We start from the raw sequence: 11,821 nt of genomic DNA on the forward strand, positions 1-11,821 counted from the left end.
GCGACGGATAGACCCTCCGGAGCGACGGAAAGAACTTGAAGTGACGGAAAGAACCTCCGAAGCGACGGATGAAACCTCCGAAGTGACGGAAAGAACCACTGAAACGACGGATCAAACCTCCGAAATGATGGATAGCGCCTCCAAAGTGGCAGAAAGCGCCTCTCCGAAATGAAGGATAGAACGCCCAAAGAAAATTAAAACGCCGTAGAACTAGATATCTACAGCGTTTTTTATGTAATCATAAGCATTTTTAGTTAACAATGTAATCGTAGCGATAATAAATAATACGCGGACAAAGCCACTACCTTTTTTTATCGCAACACGCGAGCCTACCATTGCACCGGCAATTTGAGCTATACCCATCAGTAAACCATAGACATAATGAATCTGACCTAAGTAGGCGAACATTAAAAGACCGGCAAAATTACTTGCTAAGTTTAAAAATTTGGCATTGCCTGCTGCCTTTAAGAAATCGAAGCCGACTAATAAAAAGCTAAATATTAAAAACGAGCCAGTTCCTGGACCAAGAAATCCATCATAAAAACCAATGCTAAATAACAACAGCATGAATAAAACTAAGTGTGTAAACTTTAAATTTTTGACCGCAGCTACTGAACCCCAGTCTTTTTTAAAGATTGTATAGATTGCAACAGCAGCAAGCATTATGAGCATAAGTGGTTTTAGTAATTCAGGATTGATTAAATGTACAGTCCAAGCTCCAAAAAGTGATCCTATAAAGGCTAGGGGAAAGTATTTGATAACTGAACGAATTTTTAGCTGACCGGAACGATAAAAAGAAATGGTAGATGTCAAAGAACCCATGGTACCGGCAAGTTTATTGGTCGCTACGGCTGCTGCTGGATTTAAACCAGCAAACATTAAAGCAGGTAAGGCAATTAAGCCGCCACCACCGACAACTGCATCCACAAAGGCCGCTAAAAATCCAAAAGATATTAATAATATGACTACATTTAAATCTACTTCAAATAGCATGTTTACACCTCTTTATATAGTTACTACTCAAATAGTAACTATATTTCGTGGAGCTGTAAAGACTAATTTTTTCATTGGCTTATGTTCATCACCTTAAACTATAATAAAGGAAATGGAGGGATCGAATGGTTGAATTAATCGCCCAATTAAAAGAACTGGGATTCACAGAATATGAAGCAAAGGCTTATACTGCACTCGTACAAAATAGTCATGTTAGTGCCTATCAAGTAAGTAAAAACTCCGGTATCCCACGTGCAAGAATATATGACATACTCGATGTACTCGTAGAAAAAGGGTTAGTACTGAAAGAAGAAACTGCCGATCAAACGACTTACTCTTCCATTCCTGTCGCTGTGTTTTTACAACAAATTCATCATCGTTGGCAATCGAATTTCACGTCAATCAGTGATCAATTAGAAAAATTAGAGGTAAAAGAGCAGGAAGCGGAGCATAAGGTTGTCACGCTAAAAGGAAAAGAGGCAATCGTTAATTACTGTCAGTCATTATTAAAAAAGGCGGAGAAAAAAGTACTATTATCAATGTGGGAAGATATGTATGAAGTATTGCGAGAAGATATACATGAGGTCGCGAAGCATATCCCTGTTCATGGAATTACCTTGTATGTGGAGGACCATTTAGCTTCCATTGACCAGCACCGTATCACTCGCTATACGAGAAATGCGTCTACACCTCATTGGTTTATTTTATCGATAGATGGCCAGCAGATGATTTATGGTCACTCACCGTCAAATCAGGAAACGGCTTTTATTACAAATGATCCTGTTCATATTTATTTATTGGAGGATTATATATGGCATGACGTGCTTGTCAATCGACTATTAAAGCGCGATGATAAGGAGCTTGGAGAATGGATTACTAAAGAACGTAAAGCCTTTTTCTTAGAATGAAAGTATTGAAAAAGAATCTGCAAGCCATCATTACAGAAGGCGAGCAGATTCTTTTTTTCGTTACATATTAATAAAATACTTTATCAACATTGTATTTAGCGCGGAATGAATTGATCGCGTATGTTTCATAAATTTCACGTTCCATTGGATCTTCCACTTCATACACTTCAATTTTGAAAATTTCATCACGATGATTTTTCATTGGTGACACATTGTCCTCGAAATGCTTTTTAATACGTTGACGAATTTTACGTGCTTTACCGACAAATAATAGTTCGTTCTCTTCATTGTAGAATAAGAAAATACCACCGTTTTCACGTGTAATTTTATGGAAATCAATAAAACCATGGTATGGTGTGATTGGTACATCACCTGGCTTTAAATCTTGTTCGCGTTGGCGAATTACTAAATCTGGTTTTGGAAATTCAATTTTAATCAAACTATTCACGTTCCTCTCTGTTACTAAAGGTATATGTTAACATAATTACAGCATGTTTACCATAGAATAAACATAGTTCGCTTCAGAATTAGTGTTTAACAAATTGCATAATGACATGCATGATTAATAACGAAATATTCTATGTATTATTGATATTCTTAATTGTTCATGTTACAATTCTTTTTAATTAAATAATCTTATCATGAGAAGTTGAGGGATTTGGCCCGATGACGCTTCAGCAACCTCTAACAAAAGTTAGAAAGGTGCTAATTCCAGCAAAGGATTTGTCCTTTGAGAGATAAGAGTGAACGTGGAAAAATCCTTCTCATTCTATCTCAAATGGAATGAGGGGGATTTTTTAATTTCATCGTTTGACATAATCAACTTTGCGCAGGGCCCGTTCATTGTTATTCAAGCACTAAATGATTTTAACAGAGAGAAATTAAAGAGAGGGGAATGCAAGATGCCAATTAATATTCCGAAAAACTTACCAGCTGGAGAACATTTACGTGAGGAAAAAATCTTCGTAATGGAAGAGGATAGGGCAAAAACTCAACAAATCCGTCCGTTAAATATATTAATTTTTAATTTAATGCCGGAAAAAGAAAAAACAGAGCTACAATTACTACGTTTATTAGGTAATACACCGTTACAAGTGAATATTACATTTTTAAATACAGCTACGCATGAATCGAAAAATGTTAGTAAATCACATTTACAGTTATTTTACACGACCTTCAATCAAATTCGTCATCGCCGCTATGATGGCATGATTATTACGGGTGCACCAGTAGAAAAAATGGCATTTGAAGAAGTGAACTACTGGCAAGAAATTTCAGAAATTATGGATTGGTCCAAAACAAACGTAACATCGGTCTTACATATATGTTGGGGTGCACAGGCAGCATTATATCATCATTACGGTATCGGCAAAATTGAGCTTCCTGCTAAATGCTCAGGGGTATATTCTCATGTCATTACGGATTTAACCGTGGATTTAGTACGAGGCTTTAGTGATTCATTTACGGCACCACATTCACGTTATACATCTGTATCAATTGATGAAGTACTTAACCATCCTGATATACGATTACTATCTTATTCAGAAGATGCTGGTGTTTTCATTGTGCAATCTAAAGATAATAAAAACATTATGATTACCGGTCACCTTGAATATGATGCGACTACTTTAGCAGATGAATATAGTCGTGATGTTGCAAAAGGATTAGATATTGATGTACCAGTTAATTACTTCCCAAATGATAATCCAGCAAATGAACCTATTAATTCGTGGCGAGCCCATACACATTTATTATTCTCGAATTGGTTGAACTACTATGTTTACCAAGAAACACCATACGAATGGGATTTCGTTGATGAGATTGAATACCATATTTAATATTTAAAGTCGTTCAACAGATTGGAAAGAAAAAATGATGACCTTGATCATTTCAGGGTCATCATTTTTTAACCACATTATGCGGTTAATTTTCTGGGGAATTTTTATTTTTATCACTGTTTGGAATATTGCCGGTATCGCTATCATTCTGTGTAGCATTTTCACTCTTTATGGTATTTTCGTTATTACTACTGCTTGCATTCTGTGAAGTATTTTCGTTATTGCTGCTACTTGCACTTTGCGAAGCATTTTCGCTATCACTGTTACTTGCATTCTGTGAAGCATTTTCGCTATTACTGTTGCTTGCATTTTGTGAAGCATTTTCGTTATTACTACCAGTTACACACTGTGTTGGATTTTCGTTATTGATGCTATTTGCACTTTGCGAAGCATTTTCATTATTGCTGCTACTTGCACTTTGCGAAGTATTTTCGTTATTACTACTGCTTGCATTCTGTGAAGTATTTTCGTTATTGCTGCTACTTGCACTTTGCGAAGCATTTTCGCTATTACTGTTGCTTGCACTTTGTGAAGTAATTTCGTTATTACTGTTGCTTGCATTCTGTGAAGCATTTTGTTTATTGGTGCTACTTGCACTTTGCGAAGTATTTTCGTTATTACTACTAGTTACACACTGTGTGGTATTTTCGTTATTGTTGCTACTTGCACTTTGCGAAGCATTTTCGTTATTGCTGCTACTTTCACTTTGTGAAGCATTTCCACCATTACTATTTTCATTCTGTGAAGCATTTTCGTTATTACTACTAGTTACACACTGTGTGGTATTTTCGTTATTGTTGCTACTTGCACTTTGCGAAGCATTTTCGCTATTACTGTTACTTGCATTCTGTGAAGCATTTTCGTTATTACTACTACTTAGACACTGTGAAGCATTTTCTTGATTCCCATTGATTTTGCGAATCTTAGCGACGAGTAGTAAAACTAATGGTAATAAAATCGCGAAAATGAAGGAAAATATAGGCCATGTTTCTTTATTGTAAATATCTGAATGAATGATACTAGGATGAACAATTTGTGAAAGTCCAAGGATAATCATGCCGAATGGAAAAATGAGCGGTCGATGATTGTTAATGTTACATATTTGTGCGATGCCGATGACCCCAGCGTAAAAAAACATAAAAGTTTTAATATAAATTGATATTATCCACATGGCTGCCATAATAACTTCAATACGCTGCAAAAAATTCCCGATTGAAATTCTTTGGGCTAATGAATAGCTAGGAAATGTTCTAGCAGCAGTATTTGTTGGACTTAGGACAAGGATAGCAAGTGTGATGATAGCAATTAAGACAACCCCTCCAAGAATTGTTCCAATGTAAAAACCTTTTTGTGCTGATTCATGGACGTTAACAGTAGAAGGAAAAATCATTAATAATATGACAAGTGGGAATGAAAAAATACTTATTAATCGAATAATACTAAAGAATAATGATTTTGCTGGTGTCTCCAATATTGGCTGTAGATTTTCCATATGGACGGACGGTGAAATACAAACTACAAAAAAAATAAAAATTAAAATAAACATTGGGAATAGTACTTCTGCAGAACGGGCAAAAACTTCAATTCCGAGAAATGCTGCATAAATAATAATAATACTGAACAGAAAAGCAAAGGCCATCGTAGGTGTTTCAGGCATAACTGATGTTTTCATAAAAATGCCAATGAAATATAATAATTCACCGGCAGAGAGAAAGGATAGAATAATAAAGCCAATCGAAGTTATTTTTCCGAAAAAGCGACCTAATATCTTTTCATTAGCCTCTACAAATGTAAGGGTAGGTGTCCGTTTTCCTAGAGTAACGAAAAGCTTTATTATGAGTAAACTTAAAACGACACTAATGATCGCTGCAATCCAGGCATCTTGTTTTGCTTCACTTGTTACACTAGCAGGGCTAATTAAAATGGCAGTCCCGATTGAAGAGAGAAGGGTAATGATCATAAATTGTCTTGAGCTAATTATTTCTTTTTCCATATGAACACTACCCCTTTTTCTTAAAAGTTCCTTATTATTTTGTCAGGGAGACAATGAAATCTTTAATTGGTGAAAAAATAAAAGTAAGCAAGTCTAGTGGGCTTGGAATTTTATCGTAATAATGCAGCGCCGATCAATAAAAAAATCGAAAAAATAACAATCGTTTTCGTTTCTTTATTTTTAAAAATTTTGGAATCATTCGTTTGATTCCTTTTTTTCGCTTTGCTGTTAACTTTCTGGAGAATCTTTATTTTTATCACTGTTTGGAGTATTGCCAGTATCGCTATCATTCTGTGTAGTATTGCTTGAAGAGTTATCACTTTTGCTCGGTGAAGGATTTTCGCTATGGCTGCTACTATCCCTTTGAGTAGAATTAACGTCATTACTATTACTTTCATTTTGTGTAGTATTACCGCCAGCGTTGCTACTCTCATTTTGAGTACAATTAACGTCATTACTATTACTTTCATTTTGTGTAGTATTACCACCAGCGCTGGTACTATTACTTTGAGTAGAATTATCGTTATTACTGTTACTTTCATTTTGTGTAGAATTACCGCCAGCGCTACTACTATTACTCTGTGAAGAATTATCGTTATTATTGCTACCTACACCTTGGGTAGAATTACCGTTATTACTACCACTTTCATTCTGTGCGCTACAATTACTTTTCGTATTAGTTCCTTGATTACCGTTAATTTTGCGAATCTTCGCGACGATTAATAAAATTAATGGTAATAAAATCATGAAAACGAAGGAAAATATAGGCCATGTGTCTCTATTGTAAATATCTGAATGAATAATATTAGGATGAACAATTTGTGAAAGTCCAAGGATAATCATTCCGAGTGGAAAAATGAGCGGTCGATGATTTTTGATTTTAAATAGTTGTCCGATACCGATCACCGCAGCATAAAAGTACATAAAAGTTCTAATATAAATTGTTATAATCCACATGGTTGCCATAATAACTTCAATACGCTGCAAAAAATTCCCGATTGAAATTCTTTGAGCTAATGAATAGCTTGGAAATGTCCTAGAAGCTGTATTTGCCGGACCTAGGACAAGGATACACAGTGTAATGATAGTAACTAAGACAAACCCTCCAAGAATTGTGCCAATGTAAAAACCTTTTTGTGCAGATTTTTGGACGTTAACTGCGGAAGGGAAAATCGTTAATAACATAGCAAGTGGGAATGAAAAAAGACTTATAAATCGAATCATACTAAAGAATATTGATTTTTTTGGCGTTTCCATTATTGGCTGTAAATTTTCCATATGGACGGACGGTGAAATACAAACTATAAAGAAAATAAAAATTAAAATAAATATAGGAAATAGTACTTCTGCAGAACGGGCAAAAACTTCAATTCCGAGAAATGCAGCATAAATAATGATAATACTGAACAGAAATGCAAAGGCCAAAGTAGGTGTTTCTGGCATAATTTCCGTTTTCATGAAAATACCAATGAAATATAATAATTCACCGGCAGAAAGAAGGGCTATAATAATAAAGCCAATCGAAGTAAATTTTCCGAAAAAACGACCTAGTATCTTTTCATTAGCCTCTACAAATGTAAGGGTAGGTGTTCTATTTCCGAAAGCAATGAAAAGCTTTATTACGGGAAAACTTAAAACGACACCGATGATAGATGCAATCCATGCATCTTGCTTTGCTTCGATCGTTACACTAGCAGGGAGAATTAAAATGGCTGTCCCAATTGAAAAGAGAAGGGTAATGATCATAAATTGTCTTGAACTAATTATTTCTTTTTCCAATATGAACGCTACCCCTTTCTCTTAACATAAAGTTCCTTTATTATTTTGTCAGGGAGACGATTAAATCTTTAATAGGTGAAAAAATAAAGGTAATCAAATCAAGTGGGCTTGGAATTTTGATCCTTAATGAGACCGCAATATTTAATGCAGCGCCGATTAATAAAAATATCGAAAAAATAACAATCGTTTTCGTTTCTTTATTTTTTTTTAATTTTGGAATGAAGGCAAAGGCAATAACAGCAGAAATTATTAGTATGAATATCGTCATAATCATGGCTTATTCTCCCTTCGACTTACTCACTAATGAGTTTTCCATCGTTCCTACTCCTTGTGTATTGACATGTACTTCAACTTTCACTGGTAGCTCTTGAAATATCGTTAGCCAGTCTTTTTTAATTTTTTTCCACTCTTTAGGATTTGTACGATGAAGTTCCTCACCAAAACCAAAAATATCGACCCTGTAATTTTGCTGAACTGAACGGATTGTTTCTTCGATTCGTTTTTTAATAAGTTCTTCTGTTTTTTTATTTATGAAGTGAATCGATTTTTCTTTGGTAAGGTCTATTTTACATAGAACTTCTCCGACATTTTGGTTAACATCTATAGAAACATTGATTTTTGGAGCTCCATTTTCAAATTTACCTTTTATTTTCGTCTTTGAGTGCGTAATCTCTGTTGCTAACGTATCTCCCTTAGGGCAAGCAAGAATTTCAATTGTACTTTGTATTTTGTCCCTTAAAAAACTTAGGCTTCTACTCTCATCTTCCGTTAAAAGACCAATGAGTTTACCTTTTTTAAAAACAGCTAAGCCCGTATACTTCAATAGCACAGGAGATTTCGATCTTTTAACATTCGTTTGTTCCATGCCAACATTTTTATTCCCTTGTATTTCAATGGCAGAAATGACTACGCTTGTTGTTTTATTATTTATAGTATTGATTAATTCATCAATTTTAATGGATTCGGTTGTACCCCACGTTTTCTCCGACGTTTTAAGAGAATTTAGTAATTTATTAGCTGGTACTTTTTCGATAGGTGTTAATACATTTAACACTTCATCGGCAGTCGCGACATTGGCAACGATGACTTCGAAATCATTTCTGAATTCATGATCTCTTGAAATCAAATCTAATGTTTCGTTAATTCCTTCTTTTGCCAATTCGTCGCCGAGCACAACTATTTGAAGATGAGAAAAATAAAGTTTTCTTGCTGTTACTGTTGTCATTTTTCTAATGGCCTCAAAGACCGTCGCACCTGTTGAATGATAGGTAATAACGGGTGATCGCCCTGAAGAAGGCTGTTTTGAAGAAATTTCACCAGGAACCACAACTTGAACAGTTATTTTAAATTCATCATCTACTTTATCTATTCCTAATGCTGCAACAATCGCTAATTCATTGAGTTCACGCTTACTCCAGCAACCACTTAAAAGCAACGTAAGAATCATTAGTAAACATATTGCCTTAAATTTTGACATCGTTCATTCCTCGTTTACACATTCGATTGATTCCTTTTTTTCGTATCGAAATATTTATGACCCCTGACAGTATTTTTTTGACTAATTAAGCGTGGTCGAGTCAATAAAGCTCTACGCGGGAACAACACTAGTGCGTCTTTTTGATCTTTTAGAATTAATGGGCCGAATGGACTTAAATATGGAACACCGAACGTTCGTATGCTGCATAAGTGTAGGACGATAATCATAAGCCCGAACATTAAACCAAACAATCCAAGTATTGAAGCTAAAATCATTAATGGGAAACGAAGAGCACGAACTGTATTCGATAAGCTGTAAGCAGGGAACAGGAAGCTACAAATGGCTGTTAATGCCACAATAATAACCATTACGGCTGATACAATTCCAGCCTCTACGGCAGCTTGACCGATCACTAATGTTCCAACAATGGATACGGCTGGTCCAATGGTTCTTGGCATTCGAAGACCTGCTTCTCTTAACACCTCGAATGCAACCTCCATAATGAGTGCCTCGACTATGGCAGGGAAGGGAACTCCTTCTCGTTGAGATGCAACACTTATCAGCATAGCGGTTGGTAGCATTTCTTGATGGAAGGTAGTGATAGCTACGTAAAGAGATGGTGCCACCAAAGCTAAGCTTATTCCAAAAAATCTCAAAAGGCGTACAAGCGTACTAATCATCCAATGCTGATAATAATCTTCAGCAGATTGTAAAAAGGATGTAAAAAGGGCAGGTACAATTAGGACAAACGGTGAACCGTCCACTAAAATAGCAATTTTTCCGTCTAATATTTCACCAGCTATAACATCAGGTCGTTCAGAATTATAAACCGTAGGGAATATTGAGTATTTTGAATCTTGAATAAAATCTTCGATATAGCCGCTTTCTAAAATACCATCGATATTAATACGATCTAATCGGGCAAGAACCTCTGCTACAATTTTGTCATTCGCAATATCATTTAAATACATAACAGCAACATCCGTTTTTGTTACTTCACCGATTATACGGGACTTGATCCAGAGATTCGGACTTTTAATTTTTCGGCGGATCAGGGCAGTGTTCGTACGTAACGTTTCCGTAAAGGATTCCCTTGGACCTCTAATAACCGACTCTGTTGATGGCTCCATAACGGCTCTATCTTTTGCGCCTTTTGTACTTGTGACGATACCAGTTGAAGATTCATCTAATAATATGACCGTATCACCATTCAAAATCGAATTGTACAATGTTGAAAAATTGAAAATATCATTAACATCGCCGACTGTTAAACAAGAATCTCTTAAATAGCGAATAATCTTATCTGTTTCTGTCTCATCACTTGCCTCAATATCAAGCATTAGTTTATCAATTACAGAATCAGAAATGCTTATCTTATCGGTTAAGCCATCTACATAGATAATCGCGAAAGCATATTTTTCAGCTTTTCCAATGGTAATTTCTCGTATGATAAGGTCATCACTATTCCCAAGTGTGTTTTTAATCATTTTCAAATTTTGTGAAAGAGAACTATACAGTTGGTCGTTGTTTTGGGAGGTATCAGTAATTTTAGAAATAGACATTTTCATTCCTCCTCAAGTTTTTACATAACAATAGAATGTACAATTTTGAGAGAAGATAAACCAAGGTTGGAATGAAATTCAACTAAAAAAGCAGTGTTCCCTTCGTATAAACGAAAGGAAACACTGCTTTATTTTTTATAGTCATATTTTAATTCGTCATTTGTAGCATCCACATCTACATATAAATTGTGATCATTGAAAAACCATAAATCTTTTTCATCAATATAATAGGTAACATCGTCAATAACTGTCTTTACACCAATGTTGATTGGTTCTTCACGTGTCATACCAAGAGAAAAGCCTTCGTGAAAAGGATTGGAACCACCATATCTAGCATAAAACCGTATAGTATCTCCGGATTCTACTTCCATCTCTTGCTTAAACCATTTTTGGGCTTCATCTGTTAGTACGATATTCATTCGAATCTCCTCTTTCCGTTACAGCCATTTCACCTTTGGCTCGGTACCATTTTTAATGCGGGCAATATTTGCTCGGTGACGATACATGATAAAGGTAAATAAACATGCTACTAAAATACCTAACGCAAAATCACCTGTAACAAAATAATAAACGATTGAATAAATAAGTGCTACTAAAGCGGCAATCATGGAAGTTAAACTTACGATCTTCGTTATTTTTAATGTTACAATAAAAGCGATAAATAGTAAGACAAATAGAGGCCATGAATATCCTAAGAGAACTCCTGCTGATGTTGCCACCGCTTTCCCTCCACGAAAACCTGCAAAGATCGGGAACATATGACCAATAACGGCTACTAGTCCAAGTATTAGCGAGTGGATAGAGACATCAGAGAAAATTGGAAGAGCTACGAGTAATACGGCTGCTGTACCTTTTAAGACATCCATAATCGTTACGACTAGTCCTGCTTTTTTTCCTAAAATACGAAAAGTATTTGTCGCACCTAAATTGCCACTTCCATGTTGACGAATATCCGTTTTATAAAAAATTTTGCCTATCCATAATCCAGAAGGTATCGAGCCGATTAGATAAGCACATAAAATAATAAGTCCATTTAGCATAGCTGGACTCCTTTCATTATCACTTGGTACTAATAATATGTAACAAATATTCTACACTTTTTCTCTACAATCTACAATGTCATGAAGGATATTTCTAAGTGAATCTTGAATTCATTACAAAAGATAACTATTTTTCAAGGGATTTAATTTGTATTTGACTGTAGGTTAGGCTTTTTGACATGATTCTTGGAGTCAGCAAGAAAGCCCTTTCTAAAAATATAGGTAGAATGG

Annotated in this window: 11 protein-coding genes and 1 riboswitch; of the genes, 2 read left to right on the forward strand and 9 right to left on the reverse strand. The window is 35.3% G+C overall.

Annotated elements, in window-relative coordinates; genetic code table 11:
- Positions 1-210: 210 nt before the first annotated feature.
- Entirely contained in the window at positions 211-993 is a 783-nt protein-coding gene (locus AMS59_RS20320) for a TSUP family transporter (protein WP_053485540.1), read from the reverse strand.
- Positions 994-1,118: 125 nt separating this feature from the next.
- On the opposite strand from AMS59_RS20320, the gene AMS59_RS20325 reads away from it, so the two are divergent.
- The gene (locus tag AMS59_RS20325; RefSeq protein ID WP_053485541.1) at positions 1,119-1,901 is read left to right on the forward strand and encodes a TrmB family transcriptional regulator; all 783 of its coding nucleotides are present in this window, start codon (positions 1,119-1,121) and stop codon (positions 1,899-1,901) included.
- Between the two features lie 67 nt (positions 1,902-1,968).
- On the opposite strand, the gene AMS59_RS20330 is transcribed toward AMS59_RS20325, so the two are convergent.
- Positions 1,969-2,340, reverse strand: a complete 372-nt coding sequence (locus AMS59_RS20330; RefSeq protein WP_053485542.1) for a nucleotide excision repair endonuclease — start codon at positions 2,338-2,340, stop codon at positions 1,969-1,971.
- 194 nt (positions 2,341-2,534) lie between these two features.
- Positions 2,535-2,645: riboswitch (SAM riboswitch) on the forward strand.
- A gap of 158 nt (positions 2,646-2,803) precedes the next feature.
- On the opposite strand from AMS59_RS20330, the gene metA reads away from it, so the two are divergent.
- The gene (metA, locus tag AMS59_RS20335) at positions 2,804-3,739 is read left to right on the forward strand and encodes a homoserine O-succinyltransferase (RefSeq protein WP_053485543.1); all 936 of its coding nucleotides are present in this window, start codon (positions 2,804-2,806) and stop codon (positions 3,737-3,739) included.
- 85 nt (positions 3,740-3,824) lie between these two features.
- On the opposite strand, the gene AMS59_RS24510 is transcribed toward metA, so the two are convergent.
- The 7 genes from AMS59_RS24510 to plsY form a co-directional block, all read right to left on the reverse strand.
- Positions 3,825-5,732 carry an endospore germination permease gene (locus tag AMS59_RS24510; protein WP_082337591.1) on the reverse strand — a complete coding sequence of 636 codons (1,908 nt, stop codon included), beginning with the start codon at positions 5,730-5,732 and terminating at the stop codon, positions 3,825-3,827.
- A 228-nt stretch (positions 5,733-5,960) separates the two neighbouring features.
- On the reverse strand, positions 5,961-7,511 hold the full coding sequence (locus tag AMS59_RS20345) for an endospore germination permease (RefSeq protein ID WP_082337592.1): 1,551 nt from the start codon (positions 7,509-7,511) through the stop codon (positions 5,961-5,963).
- 40 nt (positions 7,512-7,551) lie between these two features.
- On the reverse strand, positions 7,552-7,785 hold the full coding sequence (locus AMS59_RS20350; protein ID WP_053485544.1) for a hypothetical protein: 234 nt from the start codon (positions 7,783-7,785) through the stop codon (positions 7,552-7,554).
- A 3-nt stretch (positions 7,786-7,788) separates the two neighbouring features.
- On the reverse strand, positions 7,789-8,988 hold the full coding sequence (locus AMS59_RS20355; protein ID WP_053485545.1) for a Ger(x)C family spore germination protein: 1,200 nt from the start codon (positions 8,986-8,988) through the stop codon (positions 7,789-7,791).
- A gap of 14 nt (positions 8,989-9,002) precedes the next feature.
- A complete protein-coding gene (locus tag AMS59_RS20360; RefSeq protein WP_053485546.1) occupies positions 9,003-10,550 on the reverse strand; it encodes a spore germination protein in 1,548 nt (515 codons plus the stop codon).
- A gap of 128 nt (positions 10,551-10,678) precedes the next feature.
- Positions 10,679-10,969, reverse strand: coding sequence for a HesB/YadR/YfhF family protein (locus AMS59_RS20365; RefSeq protein WP_053485547.1), 291 nt, complete (start codon positions 10,967-10,969; stop codon positions 10,679-10,681).
- Positions 10,970-10,987: 18 nt separating this feature from the next.
- Entirely contained in the window at positions 10,988-11,590 is a 603-nt protein-coding gene (plsY, locus tag AMS59_RS20370) for a glycerol-3-phosphate 1-O-acyltransferase PlsY (RefSeq protein ID WP_053485548.1), read from the reverse strand.
- Positions 11,591-11,821 lie beyond the last annotated feature (231 nt).

This window comes from Lysinibacillus sp. FJAT-14745, assembly GCF_001275675.1.
In the GTDB taxonomy this organism is placed as follows: domain Bacteria; phylum Bacillota; class Bacilli; order Bacillales_A; family Planococcaceae; genus Lysinibacillus.

Coding starts and splice junctions, on each gene's coding strand:
- AMS59_RS20320 (WP_053485540.1), bottom strand. CDS start 993: ATGCTATTTGAAGTAGATTTAAATGTAGTCATATTATTAATATCTTTT.
- AMS59_RS20325 (WP_053485541.1), top strand. CDS start 1,119: ATGGTTGAATTAATCGCCCAATTAAAAGAACTGGGATTCACAGAATAT.
- metA (WP_053485543.1), top strand. CDS start 2,804: ATGCCAATTAATATTCCGAAAAACTTACCAGCTGGAGAACATTTACGT.
- AMS59_RS24510 (WP_082337591.1), bottom strand. CDS start 5,732: ATGGAAAAAGAAATAATTAGCTCAAGACAATTTATGATCATTACCCTT.
- AMS59_RS20350 (WP_053485544.1), bottom strand. CDS start 7,785: ATGATTATGACGATATTCATACTAATAATTTCTGCTGTTATTGCCTTT.
- AMS59_RS20355 (WP_053485545.1), bottom strand. CDS start 8,988: ATGTCAAAATTTAAGGCAATATGTTTACTAATGATTCTTACGTTGCTT.
- AMS59_RS20360 (WP_053485546.1), bottom strand. CDS start 10,550: ATGTCTATTTCTAAAATTACTGATACCTCCCAAAACAACGACCAACTG.
- AMS59_RS20365 (WP_053485547.1), bottom strand. CDS start 10,969: ATGAATATCGTACTAACAGATGAAGCCCAAAAATGGTTTAAGCAAGAG.
- plsY (WP_053485548.1), bottom strand. CDS start 11,590: ATGCTAAATGGACTTATTATTTTATGTGCTTATCTAATCGGCTCGATA.